The sequence below is a fragment of the Mucilaginibacter myungsuensis genome (assembly GCF_015222005.1).
Lineage (GTDB): Bacteria > Bacteroidota > Bacteroidia > Sphingobacteriales > Sphingobacteriaceae > Mucilaginibacter > Mucilaginibacter myungsuensis.
In genome coordinates this window covers 12,574-38,896 of the sequence record NZ_JADFFL010000004.1, presented here as the reverse complement: position 1 = coordinate 38,896, position 26,323 = coordinate 12,574, and the positions used below count along the sequence as shown (strand labels likewise).

General features: G+C 45.1%; 27 protein-coding genes. 14 read left to right on the top strand and 13 right to left on the bottom strand.

Going from position 1 to position 26,323, the window contains the following annotated elements; genetic code table 11:
* Positions 1-433: 433 nt before the first annotated feature.
* On the bottom strand, positions 434-994 hold the full coding sequence (efp, locus tag IRJ16_RS11385) for an elongation factor P (protein WP_194111706.1): 561 nt from the start codon (positions 992-994) through the stop codon (positions 434-436).
* Between the two features lie 489 nt (positions 995-1,483).
* Between efp and IRJ16_RS11380 the strand changes: the two genes are divergently transcribed.
* Positions 1,484-2,059, top strand: a complete 576-nt coding sequence (locus tag IRJ16_RS11380) for a cupin domain-containing protein (RefSeq protein ID WP_194111705.1) — start codon at positions 1,484-1,486, stop codon at positions 2,057-2,059.
* Positions 2,060-2,259: 200 nt separating this feature from the next.
* Here the strand turns inward: IRJ16_RS11380 and IRJ16_RS11375 are convergent, their stop codons facing one another.
* The 4 genes from IRJ16_RS11375 to IRJ16_RS11355 form a co-directional block, all read right to left on the bottom strand.
* Complete coding sequence (locus IRJ16_RS11375) at positions 2,260-2,598, bottom strand: hypothetical protein (protein WP_194111704.1); 339 nt, start codon at positions 2,596-2,598, stop codon at positions 2,260-2,262.
* Positions 2,599-3,001: 403 nt separating this feature from the next.
* On the bottom strand, positions 3,002-3,196 hold the full coding sequence (locus IRJ16_RS11365) for a hypothetical protein (protein WP_194111702.1): 195 nt from the start codon (positions 3,194-3,196) through the stop codon (positions 3,002-3,004).
* A gap of 993 nt (positions 3,197-4,189) precedes the next feature.
* Positions 4,190-4,813, bottom strand: a complete 624-nt coding sequence (locus IRJ16_RS11360) for a response regulator transcription factor (RefSeq protein ID WP_228080065.1) — start codon at positions 4,811-4,813, stop codon at positions 4,190-4,192.
* On the bottom strand, positions 4,788-6,056 hold the full coding sequence (locus tag IRJ16_RS11355; RefSeq protein WP_194111701.1) for a sensor histidine kinase: 1,269 nt from the start codon (positions 6,054-6,056) through the stop codon (positions 4,788-4,790). The genes IRJ16_RS11360 and IRJ16_RS11355 overlap by 26 nt, the downstream gene beginning before the upstream one ends.
* Before the next feature lie 118 nt (positions 6,057-6,174).
* On the opposite strand from IRJ16_RS11355, the gene IRJ16_RS11350 reads away from it, so the two are divergent.
* Together IRJ16_RS11350 and IRJ16_RS11345 are read left to right on the top strand one after the other, a co-directional pair.
* The gene (locus tag IRJ16_RS11350) at positions 6,175-6,969 is read left to right on the top strand and encodes a peptidase associated/transthyretin-like domain-containing protein (protein ID WP_194111700.1); all 795 of its coding nucleotides are present in this window, start codon (positions 6,175-6,177) and stop codon (positions 6,967-6,969) included.
* Between the two features lie 159 nt (positions 6,970-7,128).
* Positions 7,129-7,743, top strand: a complete 615-nt coding sequence (locus IRJ16_RS11345) for a hypothetical protein (protein ID WP_194111699.1) — start codon at positions 7,129-7,131, stop codon at positions 7,741-7,743.
* A gap of 774 nt (positions 7,744-8,517) precedes the next feature.
* Here IRJ16_RS11345 and IRJ16_RS11340 read toward each other — a convergent pair.
* Positions 8,518-8,871: a response regulator gene (locus IRJ16_RS11340; protein ID WP_194111698.1), complete on the bottom strand. Its 354-nt coding sequence runs from the start codon at positions 8,869-8,871 to the stop codon at positions 8,518-8,520.
* Between the two features lie 144 nt (positions 8,872-9,015).
* Here IRJ16_RS11340 and IRJ16_RS11335 point away from each other — a divergent pair, with 144 nt between their 5' ends.
* From IRJ16_RS11335 to IRJ16_RS11305, 7 genes are all read left to right on the top strand, one after another.
* On the top strand, positions 9,016-9,876 hold the full coding sequence (locus IRJ16_RS11335) for an STAS domain-containing protein (protein WP_194111697.1): 861 nt from the start codon (positions 9,016-9,018) through the stop codon (positions 9,874-9,876).
* Positions 9,877-9,882: 6 nt separating this feature from the next.
* Positions 9,883-10,293, top strand: coding sequence for an STAS domain-containing protein (locus IRJ16_RS11330; RefSeq protein ID WP_194111696.1), 411 nt, complete (start codon positions 9,883-9,885; stop codon positions 10,291-10,293).
* Positions 10,274-10,687 (top strand): anti-sigma regulatory factor, encoded by a 414-nt coding sequence (locus tag IRJ16_RS11325; protein ID WP_194111695.1) that lies wholly within the window; start codon positions 10,274-10,276, stop codon positions 10,685-10,687. Before IRJ16_RS11330 ends, IRJ16_RS11325 begins: the two co-directional genes overlap by 20 nt.
* On the top strand, positions 10,680-11,693 hold the full coding sequence (locus IRJ16_RS11320) for an ATP-binding protein (RefSeq protein WP_194111694.1): 1,014 nt from the start codon (positions 10,680-10,682) through the stop codon (positions 11,691-11,693). Before IRJ16_RS11325 ends, IRJ16_RS11320 begins: the two co-directional genes overlap by 8 nt.
* A 1-nt stretch (position 11,694) precedes the next feature.
* Positions 11,695-12,888: a sensor histidine kinase gene (locus tag IRJ16_RS11315; RefSeq protein ID WP_194111693.1), complete on the top strand. Its 1,194-nt coding sequence runs from the start codon at positions 11,695-11,697 to the stop codon at positions 12,886-12,888.
* 194 nt (positions 12,889-13,082) lie between these two features.
* Positions 13,083-13,274, top strand: coding sequence for a cold-shock protein (locus IRJ16_RS11310; RefSeq protein WP_194112112.1), 192 nt, complete (start codon positions 13,083-13,085; stop codon positions 13,272-13,274).
* A gap of 111 nt (positions 13,275-13,385) precedes the next feature.
* Positions 13,386-14,933 (top strand): bifunctional GNAT family N-acetyltransferase/carbon-nitrogen hydrolase family protein, encoded by a 1,548-nt coding sequence (locus IRJ16_RS11305; RefSeq protein ID WP_194111692.1) that lies wholly within the window; start codon positions 13,386-13,388, stop codon positions 14,931-14,933.
* Positions 14,934-15,042: 109 nt separating this feature from the next.
* Here the strand turns inward: IRJ16_RS11305 and IRJ16_RS11300 are convergent, their stop codons facing one another.
* The 4 genes from IRJ16_RS11300 to IRJ16_RS11285 form a co-directional block, all read right to left on the bottom strand.
* Entirely contained in the window at positions 15,043-15,378 is a 336-nt protein-coding gene (locus IRJ16_RS11300) for an Hsp20/alpha crystallin family protein (protein WP_317174008.1), read from the bottom strand.
* 347 nt (positions 15,379-15,725) lie between these two features.
* Positions 15,726-17,075 (bottom strand): paraquat-inducible protein A, encoded by a 1,350-nt coding sequence (locus tag IRJ16_RS11295; protein WP_194111690.1) that lies wholly within the window; start codon positions 17,073-17,075, stop codon positions 15,726-15,728.
* Positions 17,076-17,107: 32 nt separating this feature from the next.
* Positions 17,108-18,433 (bottom strand): paraquat-inducible protein A, encoded by a 1,326-nt coding sequence (locus IRJ16_RS11290; protein ID WP_228080063.1) that lies wholly within the window; start codon positions 18,431-18,433, stop codon positions 17,108-17,110.
* A gap of 230 nt (positions 18,434-18,663) precedes the next feature.
* Positions 18,664-19,245, bottom strand: a complete 582-nt coding sequence (locus tag IRJ16_RS11285; RefSeq protein ID WP_194111688.1) for a Crp/Fnr family transcriptional regulator — start codon at positions 19,243-19,245, stop codon at positions 18,664-18,666.
* A 167-nt stretch (positions 19,246-19,412) separates the two neighbouring features.
* Here IRJ16_RS11285 and IRJ16_RS11280 point away from each other — a divergent pair, with 167 nt between their 5' ends.
* The gene (locus IRJ16_RS11280; RefSeq protein ID WP_194111687.1) at positions 19,413-20,480 is read left to right on the top strand and encodes an SDR family oxidoreductase; all 1,068 of its coding nucleotides are present in this window, start codon (positions 19,413-19,415) and stop codon (positions 20,478-20,480) included.
* A gap of 90 nt (positions 20,481-20,570) precedes the next feature.
* Here the strand turns inward: IRJ16_RS11280 and IRJ16_RS11275 are convergent, their stop codons facing one another.
* Positions 20,571-22,220 (bottom strand): DUF4980 domain-containing protein, encoded by a 1,650-nt coding sequence (locus IRJ16_RS11275; protein WP_194111686.1) that lies wholly within the window; start codon positions 22,218-22,220, stop codon positions 20,571-20,573.
* A gap of 749 nt (positions 22,221-22,969) precedes the next feature.
* Here IRJ16_RS11275 and IRJ16_RS11270 point away from each other — a divergent pair.
* From IRJ16_RS11270 to rsmG, 3 genes are read left to right on the top strand one after another with little or no spacing between them, the layout of a single operon-like run.
* Positions 22,970-24,088: a glycosyltransferase gene (locus IRJ16_RS11270; protein ID WP_194111685.1), complete on the top strand. Its 1,119-nt coding sequence runs from the start codon at positions 22,970-22,972 to the stop codon at positions 24,086-24,088.
* A complete protein-coding gene (locus IRJ16_RS11265; RefSeq protein WP_194111684.1) occupies positions 24,079-24,684 on the top strand; it encodes an RNA polymerase sigma factor in 606 nt (201 codons plus the stop codon). The genes IRJ16_RS11270 and IRJ16_RS11265 overlap by 10 nt, the downstream gene beginning before the upstream one ends.
* A 9-nt stretch (positions 24,685-24,693) precedes the next feature.
* Entirely contained in the window at positions 24,694-25,314 is a 621-nt protein-coding gene (gene rsmG / locus IRJ16_RS11260) for a 16S rRNA (guanine(527)-N(7))-methyltransferase RsmG (protein ID WP_194111683.1), read from the top strand.
* A 1-nt stretch (position 25,315) separates the two neighbouring features.
* Here rsmG and IRJ16_RS11255 read toward each other — a convergent pair whose 3' ends face one another.
* Both IRJ16_RS11255 and IRJ16_RS11250 read right to left on the bottom strand, forming a co-directional pair.
* A complete protein-coding gene (locus tag IRJ16_RS11255) occupies positions 25,316-25,792 on the bottom strand; it encodes a TonB family protein (protein ID WP_194111682.1) in 477 nt (158 codons plus the stop codon).
* An 11-nt stretch (positions 25,793-25,803) separates the two neighbouring features.
* Positions 25,804-26,319, bottom strand: a complete 516-nt coding sequence (locus IRJ16_RS11250) for a GtrA family protein (RefSeq protein ID WP_290246081.1) — start codon at positions 26,317-26,319, stop codon at positions 25,804-25,806.
* Positions 26,320-26,323: the final 4 nt, after the last annotated feature.

Here is a 26,323-nt window from a genome sequence, read left to right as displayed (position 1 = left end):
TGAACACGGGGTAGGCGACTAACGTAACTATCTGGCTATCAGTATAGAAAATTTTTCCCGTGAACAAGAATTTCGTGAATTTTCCACGCAGATAAAAACGTATGTGATTGTTATTCAGACTTTTGTGCGCGTTCACGGTTGACATGTGCCGTGAACAAAAACGTGAACGATCATATTGCACCCCTCGCGGGTGTAATTGCGTCGCGATAACCCGGTCGCCATAATTATTAAAATGCAAACCAATAAGCACAAAAAAGCCCCGGGTAAAACCCGAGGCGCTTTGTATGTAGCGAGTATCAAGTATCAAGTATCAAGTATCAAGTAACAAGTATCAAGTATCGAGTATAAAGTAGTGGGTAGTGAATGATGAGTCTTACTTGTGGGACTAAACTCCCTACTTGATACTCAATACTTGCTACTCCCGACTTCAAACTTACTTCACCCGCTCCACGTATTCGCCGGTGCGTGTGTCGACTTTAATTTTATCACCCTGATTAACGAATAGAGGCACTTTCAACTCCAAACCGTTATCGGTAGTAGCGGTCTTTAACGCGCCCGATGACGTGTCGCCTTTAACGGCAGGCTCCGAATAAGTGATCTCCAGCTCCACAAAGTTAGGTGCTTGTGCCATGATCGGCTCTTCACCCTCGAAAGACACCACCACGCTCATGTTCTCTTTCAAAAACTTCACTGCGGGGCCGAATAGCGACTTAGGAATGCTGTGCTGATCATAACTAACCTCATCCATGATCACCATATTATCACCCTCCTCGTACAGGTATTGATAATTATTGGTCTCCACGCGGCAGATCTCAACCTGCTCGTCGGTACCTAAACGGGCTTCTACGATCTTACCCGTCTTAATATTGCGGAACTTATCCAGGTAGAACGCCCCGCCCTTACCCGGCGTACGGTGCAGCACCTCGGTAACGGTCACCAGTTCGCCGTTAAAACGTAATATATTCCCTACTTTAATTTCAGATGCCTTAGCCATTGCGGAAAATGTGTTTTTGTAAATTTTGCAGCCAAAGATAGACTAATTATTCAAACCCCTCGCCCCAAGCGCAAGATCATTTATGGTAGATGGTTCATAGTTCATGGTTCATGGTTCATAGTAGGGTGGTCGATGGACTTTAGACCAAAAGAACCATGCCCTTCGAGTGCTGCCGATGGCCGAATAAACTGTGTGCGAAAAGCGTGATAAAAGCATGTTTTTGATCAAAAATGTGTGCTTTTTTCGCGTTTTGAAATTTTTTGCAACACGCGCAATTAAATGGTTGCATATTGTTTTTTACCCCCGCTTCCGCAAACCTCTTGGCTTGTGGTCCGCAGGACGTTCGGATCTGTAGGTCGGTCACTTTGCAAACTTACCACAAGCCAGGAGGCTTGCGGCAGCATGTTGAGCTACCTACCCGGCAGGAATAAAAGCGGCATCCACTAATAGCCGCCTAAAAAAACCTATCTTGCCATATATCAACTCACTATGAACAGAAGACACCTGCTGCAACTCCTGGCTACCACCATGGCCGGGCCTGCTATCCTTGCTAACACCGCTTTTGCAGCGGCAGATCCGCGACCTGTCCACATACCCGCCGCCGCCGGTAAAAAGGGGAAGATAGGAGAGGGTGATATCCATTTTAAATTGAACAGTCAGCAAACGTCGGGCTTGATGGGTACTACCGAATCGGTACTGCCGCCTGGCTTGTTAGGCGCTCCTCCGCATAGCCATAAGGGGTTTGATGAAATATGCCGCGTATTAGAAGGCACGCTGACCATTATGGTGGGCGACGAAGTATTCAAAGTGAACGCCGGCGACTGGCACCTGCGCCCCCGCGGCATCGTCCATACGTTTTGGAACGACGGTAAAGTACCCGCCAAATTTATAGAGATATGTGCACCCGGCGGGCACGAAGCTTATATGAGCGAACTGTCTGAGCTGTTCGTCAACAACGCCCGCCCCAAACCCGGCGACCTGGATAAACTGGCCACCAAATACGACATCGCTTTCGACTGGCCCAAACTACCCGTAGTGATGCAGAAATATGGGGTGCATTTGTAGGTAGGACAACGTGACGGAATAGTGTCGAATGCTGTTGTTGTTCCAAGTCAGAGACTTAGAATAGTTTGGGTATGCCTGAACCGCTTGACATTCAGCTGCTCGCCCCAATGTTAGTGTAAATATGTCACGAGTACCCCAGCACTCAACCTCCCGCTGCATACTCGCGCCAGTTGGGGGCTTTGACCAACTTAAGAATACTTTCATTTGGCTTCTTTTTTATTATCGCCTTGGCTATCGCCATTATTTCTTGTCGGCTTGGCTTCGTTCAAAGCTGAGTTCATCGGTTTGTTTAGCTCGTCAAAAGTCAATCCCAAATATTTTTTTCTCAATTCACTATCTCGAAATGCCGTTGCGCTATCTTCATGTCCGTAATGACCAATTCCACCAAGAAAGTCAAAAGATGACTTAAGTTTTTCCAGTGACGAGATTGTGCCGGGGAGACCGTACATGTTTTGTAATTCCCCTAAGGTTTTCGGGCTGTTTTGATGATATAGGCCATTTAATCCAGTATTTAAAGATTTTTTCTCTTTGTCATCCACTTTCAATTTTTTGACCTGTTCTTGTAATTCCTCGATTCAGTCTTAAAAAGGTGAATTATTCTTAAACCTATTAAATCGGTCAGTTTTTCAAAGTAATTATCTTTCGTAACAATTACAGGCTCATCCAATAACTTGTACCTGATGATCTTATTGACTACGTGAGTACTATCCTTGATCCTGTATTTAACAGAGTGTACACTCCTAAATTTAAACAATATCCTGACCAAGCTACTACCGATCTCGTCCATGTTAGATATATGGCGCTTGTAGTCCTCCTCGATTGCAAGTAGTTCGTTAATATTTAGTCCAGACTTTTTAAAGTCATCCACTGACACGTCGTATATCGCGCAGAATTTGGTTATTTCCATTGTGATAAGTAAAATTGTTAAGGTTGATTATTTATTTACAGCACCGAGGTAAACCCATACTTCTTAGCCACTTTGTCGACTTCCTCATGGAAGACAAGCAAGTCATTAGGCGCTGCCTGCTCGGCTGGCCAGGTGTATTTTAAAAGCATTACTCGACCTTCAATATCTACGCCGTCTACTTCGTAAATTTTTTGCAATTCGGTTTTGCCTGTTTCTTCTTCGTATTCCATTTATGCCGGTTTTAACTTTTGTATAACTGTTCGTTATGCTCCTCTAATAGGTCTATATATTTAACTTTCCAGTAATCTACTTCTTTCGAGGCCTCCGCTAACGTAAGAGGCTTGAAATTCTCAATAGGGTTCATTTATCATATCAGTGTATCTTGACAGGTCTGGAAACTCATAGATGAAATCATACTTAATAGCCTTTGCATATTTCAATATTATCCTGGATCCAAGTCCTTGTCTTTAAAATGTTGATATAAGGTCGCCCGATCATAGCTCATCTTATCAGCTAAATCAGTCAATTTTTGTGTTTTTCCGCACCACTTGCTCGAGGATGTTTACCATCTTAACCAATAAAGTTAAAGTTCGTCCACTACACATTGCATTTTTTTTCAGACAAATGTTGGATAATCGGATTCATGACACATTTATGACACGAAAGATAGCATATTTGAGAAGAAGTATTATTATCCTCTCCACACACTCCGTCCACTAATTATATGCACTTGTTTTGTAACTATCCATTTCACTCTACTGGCGCGAGTATGCAGCGGCGGGCAAAAAGAGAGAGGTACTCGTGACTTTATAACCAAATCCAGTTCCGTGACGAGTATCCATCACACGGCCTCACGCATCATAATCGCGCCGGTTATGGCAAACTTCAATAATATATAAACCTTCTTTTTACATGATTGACATTTTTCTTTACAAGCCAAATTCCCCGGTCGGAAAAGCACTACCCTAATTTCGTCTCATCAAATTATTTGTGAGATGAAAATAAAAGAATATGTTATTAGCGGCCTGCTGATGCTGTTAGCAGGGCCGATCTGTTTAAAATGCTCCCGTAGATAGAGTCTACGAAGAGCATTTGCGGGTTGTCATCAATATTTATATATACCAAGGCGCGTTCTTTACGCAAATCGTTGCGCCACCCTCAACTGGCGCGAGTATGCAGCGGTGGCTAAAGGGGAAGGGTACTCGTGATCTATCTGACCTCCCTTAGGCCAGCCACCTATTATTCCCAGCAACTTTTATGGCCTCGGCGCGGCTATTTACAGCTAACTTCTGATAGATGTTCTTAATATGCGTGCGTACGGTCTCTTTGCTAATAAAAAGGTCTAACGCGATCTTGGTGTAGCTTTTGCCTTCAGATATACAGCGGAGTACGTCTTGTTCGCGTTGGGATAGGGGCGAGTCCTGGGCACGGGTAAAAGACTGCACTACCATCTTGGCGATATTCAAACTCATTGGCGCGCCGCCTTGAAAAGCTTCGCCAATGCTACGGACGATATCATCGGTGCCGGAATTTTTAACAATGTAGCCACCCGCCCCGGCGCAAAGCGAACGGAAAACCTTGTCGCTGTCTTCCAGTACGGTGATGATCAGGATAATACATTCTGGGTGCAACTTCTTGATGCGGGTCGTCCCCTCTATACCGTCCATGCCGGGCAGGTCAATGTCCATCAGCACCAGGTCGGGCCGTTCGGTAGATAGCTGTTTCAGGGCGTCCTCGCAATTTCCGTATTGTCCGGCTAACAGGTAGTCGGCACTGCCGGCTATAACAGATGCGAAACCGTCCCTGATCACGGTGTTGTCTTCAATGATGCTGATCTTTCTCTTCATGTTTATCATATGCCGGTACCGATATATCTATACGAGTTCCGCTTGTCTGTTTAGTAAGGCGGTACACAAAATCGTTCTTTCTGCAACGGCGTTCCATATTGCTCAGGCCGTAATGTGGCTGGTCGGTATTTGTCTCTTTCCATTGGCCGTTGTCTTGCAAACTAAAGCTGATGTGGCCCGGATGGCAGCGCATCTCAAAAAATACTTCGATAGCACCCGAATGTTTCACCACGTTCACCATCGCCTCTTTAAAGATATAGATCACATTCAGCGCTGCCGATGGGCCGAATTGCACCGGGCCACACTCCTCGGCCGTGGCCGAAAAGGCTACGTCAAATTGGTTATAGAAACGTTGCCCGTAAGCGGTAAGATAGTCGAACAATTCTTGCGGGTCGTCGCTGTCGTGGTTCAGGTGCCATAAAAAGTCCTTGCTGCTGGCGTAAAGCTGATCGCTGTTCTTAATAATACTTTCTACCAGTGGGCGTGCCTTAAGATCGTCCTTTAGTTGTGATCTTAACACGGATGCCTGCCGCGTGATCGCCGAAAGCATATTGCCCGTCTCGTCGTGAAAATCGGTGGCTATACTTTCGCGCATGGTATTTAACTGGTCGGTACGTTTTTTAACGGCCTCGTCTAACTGGTCTATCTTTTGGTCTTGCAGTTTTTTGATCTTTAATCGATCGCGTTCCTGGTCAAATTGCAGGTAAGCCAAAAAACCGCCAAAAAAAGTGGTGATCAGCGCGTTCATGGCAAAGGCGTATGATGCACTGCCCAGGCTTTGGTGCATTTGCATGTTGGTGCCGGTATGCAGCGTTTGATAATAAATAAACCCGAACACAGCCAGATTACTAATGATAGCCCAGCCGCCGTAGCGTTTATCGGCCCAGATAGCGCATAGCAGGTACATGTGCAGCAAAGTAACGTTGGACGAATAGATAAGGCCTGTATCCTTTATCCATCCGTATATAATAAAGTAAGTGATCAGTGCCGTTATGCTGAGTGGTACGCGGTAGTTGCCCAATAGTTTGCTGCAGAATAGGGTTATGATAACCAACACGTTGTTAACGAGGTAGCCTAAAACAGGCTTATTCATAAGATAAAGCGGTATAGGGAAAAGCAGCATTAAAGGCAGACCGATGAGGCAGGTACTTACTACTACACGGAACTCGGCATACTGCGGGTGCGATGTGTTTCCCCGCAAATGAGCGGGCATAAAGTAAGTAACTATCCGGTCGAACTGCATGTGCCGACTAAATTACAGGTTTTACATGGGCGGCCGGAGGCCTATTGTAAAAATCACCCAATTTGCGGTATTGTGCATGCCTGATGCCCGGGCTAATTTTGTGACAAGCAAATACATTATGAAAAAACAGTTACTTGGACTTGTATTTTTAAGCAGCGCTATCGTTGGGTGCAAAAAAGACAGCGGACCAACTCCGTCGCCTACACCCATCGTAACTACCCCAAATACACCTGTTGTGGTGGTAACGGCTAAGGGCAGTCTTTCGGGGACGGTCAGTCCGGCGGGATCAGTGAAAGCGGTATCGGTAAAAGCAAAACAGAGTGGTGCTTTTTATTATGGCAGCATTGACCCTGTTACAGGCGTGTTCAGCATACCCGATGTACCCGAAGGCGATCACGAGCTTAACTTTACTGTAAACGAGTTCCACCAAAGCCTTGCAAGTAAAGATGTAACAGTGGCCGGCGGGAAAAACACCGCGGCCGGTACTTTTAGCCCTATAGAAAGGAGTTTCATGATGTCGTGCTATGTGAACGGACAATACCAGGGCTGGGTGTTTAAAGGATATTATACGTCAGCATTGATGCAACTGGTATCCATGAGCGGTGGCGGCACCGTTAACCAATCGGAAGAACGTTATAACCTGGGTATTTCGTTGGGTAATGTGGCCGGGCCGGGTACTTATGTTTGTAACAGCACCACAGGCAATACTTTACGCTACACGATCAGCCGGAGCTTACCTACAAGTATACAAAGCACCGAAACCGAGGGCAGCAGTGCCATAGTTGAGATAACAGCTATAGACCCGGTAGCGCGTACCATTAAAGGTACGTTCAGCGGAACTTTGGTAGCCCGAAATCCTACCAGCAATGACGCTAAGGTGATCACCAAAGGAATAATCAATGCCACTTATTAACCAATACCACAAACCTTATCGCAATGAGAACATCAGCTAAGATATTTCCCGCCTGCTATTGATGCCCCGCTGCATACTCGCCAGTTGGGAGAATCGATGGGTATTTGGTTAAATGTCTTGTTGCTCCGGGATCATCTTTGTTTTTCTTACTTTTGAAAAATGGAAAATAGATCGATCATCGGGTCGGATTTTAATGCGGAATTGAAATTAAAAGGCTTTAAGGTTTACAAAACCGATAGTAATTCTGCCGGTCATGCATACAGCCGTAAAGATTTCTTTAAGATCAATATAACTTTTGGCGATTTTATTTTCCATTATGCGGAACGAAGTTTTGAGACAGCCCCCATCTTTTTATTCTTTGGCAATCCCCATATCCCTTACTCATGTGAGGCCATTTCTGAACAGCATAGCGGTTACACTTGTCTTTTCTCTGAAGATTTTTTAAAGCCCAACGAGCGTTCCGAAAGCCTATTACAGTCGCCACTATTTAAGATCGGCGGCAACCCGATATTCAATTTGACCGAAGACCAGGCGGATGTTTTTATACCGCTTTTTCAAAAAATGTTACTGGAGCAGGATGCGGATTACGCTTACAAAGACGAAATGATCCGCAATTACATCAGCCTTTTGATACATGAGGCATTAAAGATCCAACCCGCAGGTAATAACTACAAATACAATAACGCTTCTTCTCGCATTACATCGGTATTTTTGGAGTTACTGGAGCGGCAATTTCCAATTGAAAGCGCCGACCAGTCTTTGAACAGAAGTTGAGCAATTCGGCATCAAAACCACTATAGTTAACCCGGGCTTTTTCCGCACCGAGTTACTGACCGAAGGATCAACCCGATATAGTACGAACGAGATCGACGATTACGACGAGGGCAGGAAAGAGCAATTAAAATTTTGGAAGGGTGCCGATGGGCAACAAGGTGGTGATCCGGCTAAACTTGCGCAGGCTTTAATAAAAGTTATTGATCGGTCCGACCCGCCTAAACGATTTTTAGCTGGTGCAGATGCGGTAGGTACTGCTGAACAAGTGATCAAAATACTTACAGAGCAAACAGAGGCTTATCGTGAACTTTCATCAGCATTAGCTTATAACAACAAATGATCTAACTCGCCCCAACAGGCGCGAGTATGTAGCGGTGGGCAAAAGAGTAGGAATACTCATTATTAAGCACATCCAGTACCGTCACGAGTTCCGTCCCCCAATAGGCGCGAGTATGCAGCGGTGGGCTAAAGGGGAGGGGTACTCGTGACTTTAATGATCGTCACGAGGTTCCATCACACGGTCTCGCGCTTCGTGCTTGAGCCAGTTATTAGCCAAGAGTCTAACTATCTGACTAATTAACCCCATGGCTAATCAGTTAATAACAATTTTTTATATTAGCTGAACCTTGCAATGATCACTAAATACAAGTCGGCAACCAAATAAATTGTATTTCCTTAGTTTTTCGGATAGACCTTTTTACCTGCTCTCCGTAAACTCTTTCTGAGATACCACATGCGGGTAGTCAATCAATACCTATATATTAATCGAGTTCTTTACGCAAATCGTTGCGCCACCCTCACTAATTCGTCAATATCAAAAGGTTTGGCTAAAAAGCCATTGGCCCCGCTATCGGATGTCAGTTTATCAAGATCGGTATTGGCGGATACAAGTACTACCTTGATGTTTGTTGTTTTTGGGTCGTCTTTAAGTTTTCTGCAAAAAACACTGCCCGATCCGTCACTTAAACTATTGTCCATTAGGATCAGGTCGGGTTTGATGCTGTCAAGGTTATTTAACGGAAGGCTATCTTCGCTGGGGATCACCTCAAATCCTGCCCCTTCTAATACAAATTGCATCAGGTCAAGGATATCCTCATTGTCTTCGATCACCAGTATTTTTTTGCTCATGATGTTTGGCTAAAACTAACGTAAAAATGGGATAAAAAATATTTCTTATTCTGAAAAGGGTTATCTACCTTTCACCGTTATTTCAACTTTGCCAAGTTTGAACTATATGGCTTAATTAATTTTTTAACCTGTATCTCTTCATCCATGTCTTTAACAACATCCCAATTGCTACAAAAAAAGAAAAAGAACATCCTTGAACTCTGGATGAAAAATCAGCTTGCCGACGAAGGCTTGCGTGAAGACCTGATCAGTAACGAAGATCTACGGATACAGTCTGAAGAGTTAGTTGATTCGTTGGTGGGCAACCTTACCTCCGATAATTTTACTGATCTTGACTCTGACGAGTGGAGCCCGGTGATAGAGATCTTAGGTGGCATTGCCATTACCCGTGCACGCCAGGGCTTTAGTCCGCGCGAGACCGGTGCCTTTGTGTTCTCTTTAAAAGAGGCATTGCTTGCGGTTTTACAGGGCGAGATCATCGATGATCCTAAAAAGCTTTTCGAAGAAAGCCTGAAGATCAACCGCCTGATGGATAACTTAAGTGTGGTTACCTTTGAGACCTTTATTAAAGGCCGCGAAGAGGTGATCCTGCGCCAAACCGACGAGATAGCAGAGATATCTACCCCGGTCATCCGTGTTTGGGACGGCATCCTTGCCTTACCTATTATAGGTACGCTGGATAGTGCCCGCACCCAGATCGTGATGGAAAACCTGTTGCAAGAGATCGTAGAGACAGGTTCGAGCATTGCCATCCTTGATATTTCAGGTGTGCCGGCTGTAGACTCTTTGGTTGCACAGCATTTGATCAAGACCGTTAGCGCCACGCGTTTAATGGGTGCCGAGTGTATCATTAGTGGCATCCGACCGGAGATAGCGCAAACGGTAGTGCATTTGGGTATAGATCTGTCTAACATCGTAACCAAGTCTACCTTGGCCAGCGCTTTACAACATGCCTTTAAAGTGATGCGCCTCGAAGTGAAAAAAGTGATCGTTAAAAATAACTAATGCAGCATGGATAAGATCCCTATTCTACGGATGGGAGCCTTTTTGCTGGTGACCATACAGGTAGATCTTTATGACAGGCTGGCCCTCAATCTGGAGGCCGACCTTGTACAAATGGTTAATAAAACCAGCGCCAAAGGCGTTCTGATAGATATTTCCGCGGTCTCCATCGTGGATTCTTTTATGGGCCGTATCATCGGCAATATTGCCAGTATGTCCAAAATACTGGATGCAGAAACGGTAGTAGTGGGTATGCAGCCCGCTGTTGCTATTACACTGATAGAGCTTGGTCTGCCTTTAAAAGGCGTACACACGGCACTTGATATGGAAAAAGGAATGAATTTACTTAAGTCCATGATCGATACTTCCGGTGACGATGAGGATGATGACCAGTCAGCCTATGATCTTATCACTGAGTAAAGACACCATTAAGGTTAGCCAGGAGCAGGACGTTGTTTTTTTAAAGAACCGCGTTAAGGAGGTTGCTGTGAGGATCAAAATGGGGTTGGTCAACCAAACCCGTCTCTTAACCGCTGCCAGCGAGTTGGTGCGTAATATGATGCGTTACGGCGGCGGCGGTAGTTGTCTGATCGAGGTAGTATCCAGCGGCCGAAACAATGGTGTACGCCTCACGTTTACCGACAAAGGCCCCGGTATCCCAGATATCGCCTCGGCGATGAAGGACGGTTTTTCTACCGGTAAAAGCCTTGGTTTAGGCTTACCGGGCACTAAGAGATTGGTCAACGAGTTTGATATCAAAAGTAAAGTTGGAGAGGGCACCACGGTGACCATAGTGAAATGGGCAAATGGTTGATGCAACACATACCAGTTTTGCGGCAAGCGACCGCAGTTATTTTTCGCTGATCAAAAAAGAGATACATCGCCTGGCTACAGAAGGTGGCATTAACCCTGCAAGGGTTAATGAGCTTGATCTGATCGTTGCCGAAATGACCTCTAACCTGTTCAAGTATAGTGATGACGGGGAGATACTGGTAGGCGTTTTTGCTAACGGAGGTTCGCCTTATATCGAACTGATCAGTATCGACAACGGCCCTGGGATGGTCAATCCTGCCCGAATGATGCAGGATGGCGTCTCAACAACGAAGACACTTGGGCATGGCCTTGGCAGTATGAAACGCCTGTCGGATGTCTTTGAGCTATATTCGCTGATCGGTTGGGGAACTATCGTGTTGAGCCGTGTTTACAGTGATCCTGAAAAAGCGGCTAAAGAAAAATTGGACCTGATCATACGCCCGATCGTGGTTTGCAAACCCGGCGAAAAAGTGAGCGGCGACGGTTTTACTTATAAAAGGACCGACAAATACATTAAATTGATGCTTGCTGATGGTTTAGGCCACGGCCCCGAAGCTAATAAAGCGGTTAATGAGGCCGAACGTGCTTTTAAGATCTTCCCGGATTACAGCCCTACTGAGACCCTGCGTTTTATTCATCAGGATATTAAAAAGACCAGGGGTGCGGTGATCAACATCGTTGGCTATAATTTTCAGGATAAGACCTGGTCATCGACAGGAGTTGGTAATATCTTTTTAAGGATGTTCGGCCCGGCTAATTTAAAAAATCACATGTCTTATAATGGTATAGTAGGGCATAACATCCCTAACACCATGAACGAGCAACTGTATGCTGCGTCAGATTTTAATCAGTTGATCTTATGCTCGGACGGGATCAAAACACGTATAGAGCAAAGTCGTTACCCAATGATGTATAAATATGATCAGACGATCCTTGCTGCTGCGATATACAAAGACCATGCGCGCCGCAACGATGATATGTCTGTAGTGGTGGCAAAAGTAAAATAATATGACCGTAGTTGTAATCATAACACTTGAGAACGAAATGGACCTGGTATTGGCCCACAAACGTTCTATGAAAGTGGCCGAAAAAGTTGGCCTCACTACAGCTACGCAAACTACTTTTGCTACCGCGGTATCTGAGATAGCCCGCACCGTGATCGAACATACCAATGATGGTGTGTTAAATATCGGGCTGGAACAAAATAAGCAACGTTACACGCTTATTGCTTCAGTATCGTACGGCAAAGATATTCGCTTTAACAATGGCGATGCCGGTTATTTTTACGCGCAAAAGCTGGTGCCGGAATTCGTCCAAACCGAAGAGACCGATCATAATAAGATAGATATGAAGTTTGGGATACCACGCTCCCTAAAACTCGATCCATCAAAAATATCTGGTATAAAGCACTTTTTTGGAAAGGAACAACCCATTAATGCTTACGACGAGATCAAACAACGTAATGCCTCGCTTAGCCAACTTGCGGTGCAAAAGGAGGAAGAACTTAGACAGTCCCGCATCATCGACGAAAAAAAAACAGAATTTATATCTATAGCCAGTCACGAGATAAAAACGCCGATCACTATTATCAAGGCCTACACACAAGTAGCTATGGGACTAAGCGAACAGTGCAGTGTTCAGGTTAAAGCTATTTTAGAAAAAGTAGATACACAAACTACTAAACTAATGTCGTTGGTACAGCAACTATTGGATATCTCAAAAATAGAGAACGGTAACTTACAATACATTAAAGAGGAAGTTGAATTGAACGGTTTTGTGGCTGAAATGGCGGACATTATCCGCCATATTTATCCCAATCATGATATCAGCACACGCCTATGCGATGGTTTACCTGTGAATATAGACCGTATACGTATGGAACAGGTTTTTTCAAATCTGATAGGTAACGCCGCTAAATATTCTAAAAAAGGCACCAAGATCGTTATCCGTTGCAGTAAAGATATAGATGGCATGGCTAAAATAACGGTAACAGATCATGGGATAGGTATGTCGCCGGCTACTATGGAATTGATCTTTAATAAATTTTACCGCGACAAGGACGTTATTAAAACCCACTCGGGATTAGGAATGGGTTTGTACGTCGCTTCTAAGATCGTTGCCGACCATGGCGGACGCATATGGGTAGATAGCGAGGATGGAAAAGGTTCGTCTTTTTATTTTACCATTCCTTTAACGTCCTGACTCTCTTGCGGGCATAGGTATCCTGTTGCGTCAGGCACGTTAAGCTCGGCGCAAAAAGGATATGTTAGCGGGGTTTAAGCGCGTGTAAAAAGTTCCGACAAAACTTTTCTTGAAGGTAAATGACGATAAACTCCGAATTAATTAGGATTAACCAAAAGTAAATGGTAGATTTACAGATATTAATAAAATACATAATGCAAGAAGGTACAGTAAAATTTTTCAATGAAACTAAAGGTTTCGGATTTATCACACCAAGTAATGGTGGTAGCGAGATCTTTGTTCATTCAAGTGGTCTTATCGACAACATTCGCGAAAACAATGTTGTTAACTACGACCTTGAAGAGGGCCGTAAAGGACCAAACGCAGTAAACGTAAAAGTAGTTTAACACCTATATATTATTATTGTGCGCCCTCTCCTGCAAAGGAGAGGGCTTTTTTGTGCTTCAAATTCAAACACCCGCCCGTTGTTTTCGCTATGGGCTATTACCAATATTATAATGGAAAAAGATTTAAAGAACGAGGATCTTAAAATAGAACTCCGTACCCTCACCAAAGACGATTACCTTGGTTTAAAGGCATCAATGATAGAGGCGTATGCCGAATGGGAAGGCGCATCATATTGGGGCGAGAGCCACATTAGTCAGCTGATAGAGCTGTTCCCCGAGGGGCAAGTGTGTATATTGGTGAACGGTGCCATTGCGGGCTGCGCGCTATCGCTCATAGTAGATTATGATAAGTTTGGCGATAACCACACTTACGCGCAAATTACGGGCAATTACACATTCTCTACCCACGATGATAAAGGCGATGTGCTTTACGGCATCGACTTTTTTGTACACCCGGATCACCGGGGCATGCGCATTGGCAGGCGCCTGTACGATGCGCGCAAGGAGATTTGCGAACGCCATAACCTGCGCGCGATCATTGCCGGCGGCCGTATCCCTAAATATAAGGACTATGCCGGTAAGCTTACCCCAAAAGCGTATCTGGAAAAGGTAAAAGGAAAAGAGATACACGACCCTACCTTGTCTTTCCAGTTAGCGAACGATTTTCACGTACGTAAGATACTGAAAGGCTACCTGCCCGGCGATACGCAATCTTTAGAATATGCGTCGCTGTTAGAGTGGAACAATATTTATTATAACGAAGAAGCGGCACACATTAATTCTAAAAAGTCGATCATCCGGTTAGGATTGGTTCAATGGCAGATGCGTCCGTTCGAGAATCTGGAATCCTTGTGCGAGCAGATAGAGTTTTTTGTGGACGTGATCAGCGATTATCAGAGTGATTTTGTGCTATTCCCCGAGTTGTTCAACGCACCGTTGATGACCGCTTACAACCATTTGAGCGGAGCGGGTGCCATGCGCGAAATAGCCGATTTTACTATCCCGCTACGTGATAAATTTATTGAATATGCCATGAGTTATAATATCAATATTATAACCGGTAGTATGCCGTACTTGGAAAATGGTGTATTGCAGAACGTAGGTTATTTATGCCGGCGCGATGGATCTTACGAGATGTACAAAAAGATCCACCTCACACCCGCCGAGCAAAGTGCCTGGGGAATGGTAGGCGGAGACCATATCACTACCTATGATACCGACTGCGGCAAGATCGGCATATTGATCTGCTACGATGTGGAATTCCCCGAGTTACCACGTTTACTGGCCGATCAGGGTATGCAGATATTGTTTGTGCCATTTATGACCGATACACAGAACGGTTACACCCGTGTACGCAGCTGTGCCCAGGCCCGCGCCATAGAGAACGAATGCTACGTAGCAATAGCAGGTAGCGTAGGCAACTTACCAAAGGTGCACAATATGGATATCCAGTACGCGCAATCGGCCGTGTTTACACCCTCAGATTTTTCTTTTCCAAGTAACGGCATTAAAGCCGAAGCAACGCCTAATACCGAAACTACCCTGATCGCTGATGTAGATGTAGACCTGCTAAAGGAGTTACACAGCTTTGGCGCGGTAAGGAATTTAAAGGATAGGAGACTGGATCTTTATAAGGTGGTCAATAAAAGTAAAAAGTAGATTTTAGCTACCATTCAGCTATCCGCCTGTCCGGGCTGAAACATGAAAAAGCGGCTGCCGGTAGTACTGGTAGCCGCTTTTGCATGTTAAGTTAGATTTACCGCAGTGTTTATTTGATCTCTATCTGGCGGCGGATGGCCTTGGCCTCTTCACGTTTGGCGATATCTATCATCAGGATACCGTCGTTGTAGGTGGCATCGATCTGTTCTACATTAGCGCTATCCGGCAATGTGAACGAGCGTACCCAAGATCCATAACTGAACTCACGCTTGTTATAGCTCTTTTGCCCCTGCGACTGTTCTTTTTGCTGCTCTACATTAACGCTTAATACGTTACGGTCAAGGCTCAGTTTAAAGTCCTCTTTTTTTAGGCCGGGTGCAGCAAGCTCTATGTGATAGTGCAGATCGCTCTCGCTGATGTTGGCAGCCGGTACGCGTGCTGTCATCCTGTCGTTGAAAAAAGTGTCGTTGAAAATTGAGTCGAAAACGTCATTAAAGCCTGGCATTAATGCTCCATTGTTTCTTTTGTCCGAATTAAATTTAACCAAGTTCATAGGTCGTTCTTTTTTAATTTAAATGATACAACTTATTGTTAATTAAACTGGTAACTGTAATACAAGCGATGTGCCAAACGGGAAAAACGATATTTGGACTGCAAATTTTTCAGCTAAAATGAAAAATTTGCAGTACCCTACTGTCAAAAATTCGGTGGGGGGATCTCAAGGTGCTTTATAAACAGAAAAGCCCATTCTTGCTGTAGCAAAATGGGCTTTTAGTTATCAGATCAAATATGTTACTCATCGCTTTCTTCCTTTATCTCGTTCAAACGGCAGCTTGGCGTAACACCTTTTAAAATATACGATAAGATGAATGCGAATACCACATAAGCCACAAACACATAGTAACCCGGCTGTAACGAGGTATTGTTAACGGTAGTGGTCACAAAGCCGCCGGCGTTGATATTGAGGTTGGATAGCTGACTTTTAAGGATGCCGTTCAATCCAATATAGGTCATGGCAATGCCCACCACCATCACGTCGGCCATGTCCCATTTACCCGAATGGAAGGCCAGGTACTGGATCACTTTGCTATCAGCTATCTTGGCCGAACACGTAAGATATATACTCCGGGCGATCATACGCAACAACGGTAATATCACTACAAACAATAGGAGCAGGGCGCCAACTACAATAGCATCGGGCTTGGCTTGAGAGATCAGGGTAGTAATTACTCCCCATAAACTTTTACTTTGGAAGAATAACACCTGGTTAATAAACCCGACCTTTTCGCCCATGAGCGAAAACTCGAGTGTTTTGATCCGCGCATCCAGATCGATGATAGATGCCGTAGTCCCTACTACCAGCATCACCACCGCAAATAATATCGACATGACAAATAGCGTTGCCTGCAAGTGAACCTGCTTGCGCATCAACAGCCAAAATACCAACGCTGCAGCTACGCATCCCAGCATGGCGTACATGGCATTCATGGTTTCAGTTTTGATGACGTTCAAACGATTATTTATGGCTTTGTTGTAAGCTAAAGGGTCGGATACCTTGTACTTTTTGTACAGATACTTGGTCACCTCGTAACTGGCCACGTTGGTGCTGTCGTAAGTTTGGTCAACCAGTTCGTTTATTTTGCTGCCGGCTATCCGCTTCAGTCGGCGTTCACTGGCCGGGCTGGTTACCTTGTTTACAATAGTACGCGCGAACGATGGCACTTGAGCGTCTATTTCTTCGGGTTTCACCATGGCTTTAAAGCCAATTTTGGTTAGTTTGCCCATAAAAGTTTTTTGCGGCTTGGTAATATCCCGCACCGTTTTGTGCACCATGGTATAAAGCTGAGTTTCCACCTGTTTTTGCATGGCTTTTTTCTGCGCCTTGGTAAAACTGAACCCGCTGACCTGCTTATTCACCAAAGCAGCGATACGCTCGCGCCACTCATCTACCGAGAATATTCCGAAGGTGATATTGTTGGACAAGTTATAATCCTCTTTGATCTGCGTCTGCTCGGCCGATAGTTTATGCAGCTTATAGCCGTACCAGCATTCGCCGAACAGCAATACGCTTAGCCCTAAAATGAGCAGGATATTTGGCAATACAGATCTTTTTGCCGGTTGTGTATGTTGTTGCGTTGTCAATGTAGTAGCGTTTTGATGATGGTCCTTAACCCTTAGTCTGCGTTATGCGGGGTGATGAATTTAAGTATGGTTGATAAACACAGGCCGAATAGCACAAAGGCGATGAATATGATATAGCCCGGTTGCAAGGCAGTATTGTTGGTAGTGATCACCGTTAGCGTAGGGTCTTTGATACCTAAGCCTGCCAGTTGACTTTCTAATAATCCGTTAAGACCAATGTAAACCATAAGGATGGCGATCACGATAACGTCGGCCATGCTCCATTTACCCGACTGGAAAGCAAAGTATTTGATCACCTTATTTTCGGCCAGTTTCTTTTTGGCGAGCAGGTGGATGCCTGTCGAACTCAATTTGATGACCGGGAACAGCACGCTGAATATCAGGATAAGCGCACCCACTAATTTAGAATCGATAGCCGGTTGCATGATCAGTACGTGTACCACATCCATAATACTCTTGCTTTGGAAAAACAGTACCTGGTTCTTAAATACCACATGTTCGCCCAGCAGCACAAAATCAAGGGAGCGTACACGCGCATCAACTTCCACCATGGATGCCGTCAATCCCACAGCAAGCAGGATAAAGGCGAATAACAGCGACATGATGAACAGTGCCCCATGCAAGTTGGTACGCTTGCGGAATATCCACCATAGCGTTAGCACGATCACCACGCAACCTAACATGCCGAAGCAGTAAGTATAGGTCTGCTTACGGATGTTGACCAGTTCGGCCTCCAGTTTTTTATTCAGCTCATCCTGTGATGTTACCTTGTACTTTTTGTACATCACATTGTGGATGGAGTCGGTCACACGGAGGGTGCTGTCCAGGTAGCCGGTCTGCTGGGCTTCGCTAAATTTGCTCAGCGCCATATCGCTTAGTTTATTCTTGTTGTCTTTGTTATCAACCTTAGCGATGATCATTTTGGCGTAGCCGGGCACCTTGGCTTTAATATCGTCGGTCTTCACAAAACTTTTAACAGCGAACTTTTTGATCTTACCACCCAACGACTTTGGCTTTTTATTCAGCAAAGCTTCGGCCTTGTTGATCAGCGCCATAATGATCTGCTCCACTTCGATCTGAAGGTCGCGTTTTTGGGCCTTGTTCAGCTTAAAGTTGCGCACCTGGTGGTTAATAATGCCGGTGATCTTATCCCGCCATTGGTCGATAGAGAACACGCCCAGGGTGATGTTGTTGATATCAGAATAATCGGTCTTGATCTGCTCCTGACGATCGGATAGCTCGTGCAGCCTGAAGCCAAAATAGCTTTGACCGCAAAGCATTACGCTTAAGCCTAAGATGAGCAATAATTTGGTGACGTTGAAAGTTTTAACTGTCCCGCCGGTCTCTGTGGTTGCCAATTGAATAAATATTATGGGGTGAACGGAGGGGTAACATAACCTTTGAGGTAAATGTTTTAACCTGTTCATGTCTTATAGGAGTAGAAGATGGCGAGAAGATCACCTGAGAAATAAACAGATAGTCTTCCGGCTCACACTTGATGGTGACTAAGAAGCCTTATAGCTTACGATGATCAATTGTTCTTGAGGTTTACCAAACTGAACGACGTTTATCTAAGCCTTACGTTTACTTATTTACGTGTAGTCAAATTTTTCTTGATACGGCTTAAAGTTTCGGGCGCGATGCCTAAATAAGAGGCCACCAAATTTTGCGGGATACGTTCTATCATCTTAGGGGTCGATCCGGCTAATTCCAAATACCTTTCCTCTGCACTGTGAGTTATCGAACTCATTAGTCTGCGTTCTTTGGTTACCAGACTATTTTGATAAAGGATCCGGAAGTAACGGTCCATTACGGGTACAGCTATGGTTAAGGCTTCATAATCTGCATGCGATATTAGCATTAACTCCGAATTTTCGATAGCATCGATATTAAACAAGGCAGGCTGTCCGGTCAAAAAGCTATTAAAGTCAGATATCCACCAACCCTCCCATCCAAAAACACTCATGTGCTCGTCGCCCTTATCGTCTACGTTATAGGTCCTAAGCAAGCCCTTAGTTACAAAAGCCAGGTGTTTGCAAACATCACCCGATTGCAAAAGGTACTGGCGTTTCCGTAGTCTTTTGGCGGTGAAGAAGGGTTTTATACCGTGTTTATCCTGATCAGTGAGAGGAACTTTTTGTTGGATATGGTCGAAAAGTATATTGATCATAAATGGACGGGTGGTAACAAATACAATTTAGTAATGTGTAAATTATTGATAAATAGGGGCTTGTTCGGTATGTGCTTGATCTATATCAATTATATTTTATGATGCACGTCAACTGGTAAAAGCTCGGTCAACGGTAAATTTGATGCTGTCTATCAAACAATAATAGTATGAATAAAATAGCATTAATAGTAGGGGCAAGCGGAATTACCGGAAGCAACCTGGCCGAAAGCCTAATATCAAAAGGATGGGACACTTACGGCCTGGCCCGCAAACCAAATACGGATATTAAGGAGTTGAAGCCTGTAGCGGCAGATCTTTTAGATACGGAAAGTTTAAGATCTGCCTTGGCAAATGTAAAGCCCACCCACATTTACATTACCACCTGGATGCGTAATGATACGGAAGCGGAAAATATAAGGGTGAACAGCTTGATGCTACGTAATCTGTTCGCTGTGTTATCCGAGAAAAATTCAGTTGAACATGTGGCCCTGGTGACCGGACTGAAACATTATTTGGGGCCATTTGAGGCTTATGCCAAAGCAGGCTTTTTGCCGGAGACCCCCTTACGCGAGGAGCACCCACGGTTAGATCTGGAGAATTTTTACTACGCTCAGGAGGATGAGGTATATGCTGCCGCCGCGCGCGACGGCTTTACATGGAGCATACACCGACCGCATACGGTAATTGGCAAAGCGATAGGTAACGCCATGAATATGGGATCGACTCTGGCCGTTTACGCTTCTATTTGTAAAGAAACAGGCCGCCCTTTCATATGGCCTGGTTCTGCGGCACAATGGAATGGAATATCTGACGTGACCGATGCCCGGGTTTTGGCCGAGCACCTGATCTGGGCATCTACCACCGATGCCGCCCGTAACGAGGCTTTTAACGTGGTGAACGGTGATGTTTTTAGGTGGAGCCGATTATGGATACGCTTGGCAAGGTACTTTAATGTAGAGCCGGTAGGGTGGCAAGGCACTATACAACCTTTGGTTAATGAAATAGCGAATGATGCCGATATCTGGAGCAACATGGCGACCAAGTACGATCTTAAAGTTAGCGAGTTAGACAGGTTAGCAACCGCCTGGCATACCGATCTTGACTTAGGGAGACCGATAGAGGTGATGACGGATATGTCTAAAAGCCGCAAGTTGGGATTCACGGTCTTTCAGGATACCGAAGAAACGTTTTACGAGCTGTTTGATAGCATGCGAGCGGAACAGTTGATCCCTTAAAACAGATCGTTTGATGATATGCTAAATAGCTCTTCACAATAAAGCCCATTCAGCAAAACTGAATGGTCTTTATGAGTCTGATCAATAATGTTATTCCCAGATCGACTTGGCTTTAAACACCTCCAGGTTCTTCACGTCGATGTTATTGCCGAAAAACCTGAAACCCTCTTTATTATCCCTGTTAGCACGTCGTTGGAAGGCGTAGGAGTAAGCACCGTTATCGATCACCACTTCTACCGATGTACGGTCGATGTAGATATCGGCGGTCAGCTCCATGCTGGTCATATCATCGGGCGAGTAAAACGTGCCGTTGATGGTATTGTTGTTCATGTCATAATCAAAAATATGCTGACCGAACAGGTTCAATCCGGCGCTGGTAGCGTGTGATAGTTTGATGGTTGTACGGATGCGCAAGCCATCAGCATTGTTGTATTCTTTCAACTTGTCGTTAGCCTGACCCTCTTTCAGGTTGCTCCATTGGCCTGCCTTCTCAAACAGTTGCTCGGTCTCTTTAATAGGCTTGCTGAATAAACGCGGACCGTTCTTGGTGTTCTTCAAGGTCAACTCGGTCGGCAATAGCATCATACCGTTAAAAGGCATGCCCGGGTGCGATTGGCGGGCCCAGCCGATCTGGATACGGCGACCGTCGGTATCGGGGATGTTGGTGTAAGTTTGGGCGGCATAAATGGTACCGGTGCTAAAGTAATGCTTCCCAGACTCAGGCGTGAACTTTTTACCATCGAACGAGCCGATCATGTAACTGTTAGATGCGCCGTACATTACCCATTTGGTCTTGTTCTTGTCACCATCGATAGGTAATTCGAATAGATCCGGGCATTCCCAAAAGCCGGTGGTGTGGCTTTGGTAGGTCCAGTTCTTCAGGTCGGGCGAGTTGTAGATCGAGTGGCCGTCGCGTTCGTTCAATACCATTACCCAATGGTTGCCCGGTTTGTACCAGAACACACGCGGATCGCGGGTATCGTTACTTTGCCATTTCTCTTTCGAGTCGATCAGCGGGTTGCCCTTGTATTTGCTGAACGTGCGGCCGTTATCCAGGCTGTAGGCCATGCTTTGCACCTGTTTGTTATGCCCGTCTACAGTATATGTTACCACCATGGCGGGGGTTTTGCCTTTATTAAAACCGGCTGTATTGTTGTAGTCGATCACGGCCGAACCCGAGAACATCGTACCCGAATCATCCGGATCCAGCGCTACGGCTAATTCCTGCCAGTGGATCAGATCTTTACTCACCGCGTGTCCCCACGACATATTTTCCCACTCGCGCTCGAACGGGTTGTGCTGATAGAACAGGTGGTATTCGCCTTCGTAAAAGATCAAACCGTTAGGGTCATTGATCCAGCCACGGCGGGTGGTGAAATGGTATTGCGGGCGGTTCTTCTCTTTGTACATCGAATCCTGACCGGCTATCTTATCATCCTGATAGATCTTTTGCAAGCCTTCGTCGGCGCCATCGTAGCTGATGGTAACGGTCTTTCCTTTAAACTGGGTCATGTCGTAAAATACCCAATACTCAGGCTCGGCATTGGCCAGGCGGATGTTAAAGGCGCGTTCTTTTTTACCGTCGACCGTAAATTTCATCACCTTACGGCTCTGGGCGTGCGAGATAGGGAAGTTCAAATACTTTTTGGTGATCTTGATCGGACGGTCGGTGGCTCCCGCTGTAAGTCCGGTAAAAACCGCTATTGCGCCGCAAATAATCGATTTAGCAAAGGTTTTCATGATTAATGGTGGTATAGATAGTTTTAAAGTTTTTTGTCTTTGGAATGCTCGTTAGCGCTGTTTTGGGCCGACGAATTGGTTAATTGATGGTGGCTAAGATAATGCATTGTCAATATAAAACTATCCCTGCCCGTAGCTAAAAAGTCTTAAATAATAGCAGAATGGCGTTTTTGAGCAGATATTTCGATTTAGCAAATGAGAAATATTTTTCGGGGCGACCATTAACCATAAAGCGCGAAGCCCTTAAAGGCGGCCCCGCGCAACAAATAAGGATATATGTAGAGATCTTGATCACTGTTAGGCCGTTCGGCTATCAATGCATCCCTGCCGGGAGTTGCTCCAATTCATAGCAAGCGTAAAAAATCAAGTTTTTTAATTTAGCAAGGGTAACATCAACGTGGTCTCAGTTCAGTGCCATCTCCGGGAATTAATTGTCAATTCAGTTAAGCCAAGTTACGTTGCCGCCTAACTTTACCCGGTGGGTTCGCAATACAGTAGGTTTGGTGATAAGTTTTTCTTCAACTTCCAATTTTGAAATGTCGGGATAAAAGCTTAACATCCTTTCGTACCTACCTTAAATACCTTTAAAGCAATATTTATACCGCCTAAAAACTGATGCTCATCAGGACGTTTTTGGTGAACACAATATAGGCCGTTGGTGCCTGTATAGGTAAGTGTATGATCAGGCGCATTTTTAATGCCTGATATCCCGCACATTTTTAGCAATTTTGCAGGCTTAAAATTTGGATTTGGAAACCTACATATACGTTGCATTATTCGCTCTTTTTCAACTCTGTCTCATCGTTCAATTATATTTTTTGATCGGTAGGTACAACCGTTTGCGCGTATTTAAGACCAACCTTATCGAGGAGCCGGTAACGCTGCCCGTTTCTGTGATCATCAGCGCCCGTAACGAGGCGCAAAACCTTGCCCAATTTTTACCGTCGATATTAACGCAAGATCATCCGGATTACGAGGTGATCGTGATCAACGATTGCTCGAGCGATGGCTCGGACATTATCCTGATGGACATGAAAGAGCGTTACAGCCACCTGAAGGTGGTGACCATTACCGAGCACGACAGATTTAAGACCGGAAAAAAATTCGCGCTGACCTTGGGCATTAAAGCTGCCGCTCATGAGCATATGTTGTTCACCGATGCCGACTGCACCCCGGCATCCGACCAATGGATACGCCTGATGGTGCGCAATTTTGATGGCAAGGCCGAGATCGTATTGGGCTATTCACCCTACAACCGTACAGGTGGCTTGCTGAATACCTTTGTCCGATTTGAGACCTTAAAGACCGGCATCAACTTCCTTTCATCGGCTTTGGCCGGTGATGCTTACATGGGCGTAGGCAGGAATTTGGCTTATACTAAATCGTTGTTCTTCAGGTCTAAGGGTTTCGCTACGCACATGCACCTGCTATCGGGTGATGACGATCTATTTGTTAATCAAAATGCTGCGGCGGATAATGTCCGTGTGGAGATAGCTGACGAGTCATTCACTTATAGTCCTGCGAAACGGACGTTCCGTGCCTGGTATCGCCAGAAAAAAAGGCATAGTGGGGTAGGGAAATACTACCAAAGCAAGCACCGCCGTATGTTGACTTTGGATGCCATATCGGGGTTCTTATTCTACAACTTATTGATCTTTTCGTTCATATTTAGGTACGAGCCATTGTTGGCATCAGGTTTGCTGCTTTTGCGTATGGCGGTGCAATACTTCATCTATGTGCCCATATTTAAAAAGCTTAAGGCCAGGGATCTTCTGCTTTATCTGCCCTTTTTAGACTTGTTTTACTACTTTTATCTAAATATTTTTGGTTTGATAGGCTCGTTCGCTAAAACTAAACAATGGAAGTAAATAACAACTTTACCGAGAACGCTAAGAACGATTTCCAACTGGTGCAAAAGGCACTGGATGGCGATCAGCGGGCTTATGCCGATCTGATGGCGCGCTACAAGGATGCTATTTATTTTATGGCGCTTAAAATGGTCAATAACAAAGAGGATGCTATGGACCTTACCGTAGAGACCTTTGGTAAGGCTTTCGAGAAGCTGGACCGTTACAAAGCCACCCATGCTTTTAGTACCTGGCTGTTCCGTGTGGCTACCAATAATTGTATCGATTTTATCCGCAAGAAGAAACTGACCACCATGTCACTTAACGGGATGATGGACGACGACGGCGACGATATTACCTTGCAGATCGCATCGGACACGTTGAACCCTGAAGAGAACTGGATAAAAGAACAGCAGACCAAAGAGTTGAAAGGCCTGATAGCCAGCCTGCCGCCACGTTATAATAAGCTGATCACCTTAAGATATTTTGACGAGTTGAGCTACGAGGAGATCGCCGACCAGCTGGATCTGCCCATTGGTACCGTTAAAGGGCAATTATTTAAGGCCCGCTATCTGCTCAGCACTACTACCAGCCATTTTAAAAAGGACGAGTTTTAACCCACACGAATGCTCTCTACCTACTTTCCCGAATTGACCGAACAGCAATTGGCCCAATACGCCCAACTGCCCGAACTATACAAACACTGGAACGATCAGATCAACGTAGTATCCCGCAAGGATATTGACGAATTGCCTGTGCGCCACGTGTTGCACTCCTTAGGCATTGCCAAAGTGATGCAGTTTTTACCCGGCGAACGCGTTATGGACGTTGGCACCGGTGGCGGTTTCCCCGGCATCCCGCTGGCGATCATGTTCCCCGATACGGAATTTCATCTGGTAGACTCTATCGGTAAAAAGATCAAAGTAGTGCAGGAAGTGGGCAAAGCCTTAGGCTTGCAGAATGTTGAGGCCACCCATGCCCGTGCCGAAGATATCCCCGGTAAATTTGATTTTGTGGTATCGCGCGCCGTTACCCAATTGAAAGATTTTTATCCTTGGGTAAAAAATAAGTTCAATAAAGATTCTAAGAACACCCTCGCTAACGGTATCCTTTACCTTAAAGGCGGCGACCTGGTAGAAGAAATAGCCGAGTCGCGATTGGCTGTCACCCGATATTATTTGAAAGAATATTTCGACGGAGAGTTTTTTGATACCAAACAGGTGATATACGTGAAAGCGGCGGTGTAAATTATCTGAAACCTGCGGTACTTATTATCAATTGATATAAACAGTTAGGCCGATTGATGAAAGTTGGGGCAATAGCAGCCGGCGGGTTCTCTGTATCGAAAACGTATGTCACCGGCAGGAAATAAACCCCGGCGGGCAGTTCCTTTTTCTTGTCCTTGAACTTTTTTAACATCTTAGTTGCTTCGTCCCCTAAGCCATTGCCGAGTTGTTTTACTTCGTTCGCATTAACAAATTCGGTATTGGCTATAGTTCCGTCTGCGGTCAATTCAAATTGTATAATTACATTTCCCTGCACTTTATTGTACCGCGCATCCGACGGATAACGTAAACCACGTTCCATGTAAGTTATCAGCGGAAGAAAAGTTTTTTTCAGGTTGACGGTATCTGGTCGAATGTGTCCGTCATGACTGGCTCTGGCTTGCGTCACCATAGGTATTAAAGCGAACACCAGTAGGGCGATCTTGAATAGTTTAGGCATTGCTAAGGAGTTTAATTGCTCGTCAAGATAACACTTTCCTTCTGCTTAAAAAAAACATAGGTCTGCAAGGTATAGCTGATGCCGATGACCAAAATGGTGGTAGCGATCTTGCCAGGGGTAGGGTATAGGCCTAAGCCGTCTACAAATATCTTCATAAAAATGGCGTTCAGGCAGATGCAGATAGCATTAAGTAGAACGAACCTGGATAACTGCGTCCGCTTACGTAATCCCGACTCTTTGAATACAATAAACCTGTTGAGATAAAATCCCGTGCAAAACGATATGCAGAAAGCCGGAAAGATAGATGCGATGTGCCCGCTCAATGTGAATAGCCCTAAATGCACATCCTGCTTTGCAAATACGATGTTGTAAAAGAACGAGTACAACACAATATCGAACGATGTATTAGCCCCGCCGCAAGCCGCATAGCGGAAAGTTTGCAAAGGCATGATCTTGCGGAACAAGGGATAGAACAGATCTATAAAACTAAAAATGGTACGCCTGGCGGCGTGGTGTATCTTTTTCACTGCT

What these genes read in the sequence shown, in the direction of transcription:
- IRJ16_RS11265 (WP_194111684.1), top strand. Translation starts at nt 24,079, where the DNA reads ATGGAAGTAAATAACAACTTTACCGAGAACGCTAAGAACGATTTCCAA.
- IRJ16_RS11300 (WP_317174008.1), bottom strand. Translation starts at nt 15,378, where the DNA reads ATGACAGCACGCGTACCGGCTGCCAACATCAGCGAGAGCGATCTGCAC.
- IRJ16_RS11380 (WP_194111705.1), top strand. Translation starts at nt 1,484, where the DNA reads ATGAACAGAAGACACCTGCTGCAACTCCTGGCTACCACCATGGCCGGG.
- IRJ16_RS11320 (WP_194111694.1), top strand. Translation starts at nt 10,680, where the DNA reads ATGGTTGATGCAACACATACCAGTTTTGCGGCAAGCGACCGCAGTTAT.
- IRJ16_RS11345 (WP_194111699.1), top strand. Translation starts at nt 7,129, where the DNA reads ATGGAAAATAGATCGATCATCGGGTCGGATTTTAATGCGGAATTGAAA.
- IRJ16_RS11305 (WP_194111692.1), top strand. Translation starts at nt 13,386, where the DNA reads ATGGAAAAAGATTTAAAGAACGAGGATCTTAAAATAGAACTCCGTACC.
- IRJ16_RS11365 (WP_194111702.1), bottom strand. Translation starts at nt 3,196, where the DNA reads ATGGAATACGAAGAAGAAACAGGCAAAACCGAATTGCAAAAAATTTAC.
- IRJ16_RS11360 (WP_228080065.1), bottom strand. Translation starts at nt 4,813, where the DNA reads ATGAAGAGAAAGATCAGCATCATTGAAGACAACACCGTGATCAGGGAC.
- IRJ16_RS11280 (WP_194111687.1), top strand. Translation starts at nt 19,413, where the DNA reads ATGAATAAAATAGCATTAATAGTAGGGGCAAGCGGAATTACCGGAAGC.
- IRJ16_RS11355 (WP_194111701.1), bottom strand. Translation starts at nt 6,056, where the DNA reads ATGCAGTTCGACCGGATAGTTACTTACTTTATGCCCGCTCATTTGCGG.
- IRJ16_RS11330 (WP_194111696.1), top strand. Translation starts at nt 9,883, where the DNA reads ATGGATAAGATCCCTATTCTACGGATGGGAGCCTTTTTGCTGGTGACC.
- IRJ16_RS11310 (WP_194112112.1), top strand. Translation starts at nt 13,083, where the DNA reads ATGCAAGAAGGTACAGTAAAATTTTTCAATGAAACTAAAGGTTTCGGA.
- rsmG (WP_194111683.1), top strand. Translation starts at nt 24,694, where the DNA reads ATGCTCTCTACCTACTTTCCCGAATTGACCGAACAGCAATTGGCCCAA.
- IRJ16_RS11275 (WP_194111686.1), bottom strand. Translation starts at nt 22,220, where the DNA reads ATGAAAACCTTTGCTAAATCGATTATTTGCGGCGCAATAGCGGTTTTT.
- IRJ16_RS11285 (WP_194111688.1), bottom strand. Translation starts at nt 19,245, where the DNA reads ATGATCAATATACTTTTCGACCATATCCAACAAAAAGTTCCTCTCACT.
- IRJ16_RS11255 (WP_194111682.1), bottom strand. Translation starts at nt 25,792, where the DNA reads ATGCCTAAACTATTCAAGATCGCCCTACTGGTGTTCGCTTTAATACCT.
- efp (WP_194111706.1), bottom strand. Translation starts at nt 994, where the DNA reads ATGGCTAAGGCATCTGAAATTAAAGTAGGGAATATATTACGTTTTAAC.
- IRJ16_RS11340 (WP_194111698.1), bottom strand. Translation starts at nt 8,871, where the DNA reads ATGAGCAAAAAAATACTGGTGATCGAAGACAATGAGGATATCCTTGAC.
- IRJ16_RS11350 (WP_194111700.1), top strand. Translation starts at nt 6,175, where the DNA reads ATGAAAAAACAGTTACTTGGACTTGTATTTTTAAGCAGCGCTATCGTT.
- IRJ16_RS11315 (WP_194111693.1), top strand. Translation starts at nt 11,695, where the DNA reads ATGACCGTAGTTGTAATCATAACACTTGAGAACGAAATGGACCTGGTA.
- IRJ16_RS11325 (WP_194111695.1), top strand. Translation starts at nt 10,274, where the DNA reads ATGATCTTATCACTGAGTAAAGACACCATTAAGGTTAGCCAGGAGCAG.
- IRJ16_RS11335 (WP_194111697.1), top strand. Translation starts at nt 9,016, where the DNA reads ATGTCTTTAACAACATCCCAATTGCTACAAAAAAAGAAAAAGAACATC.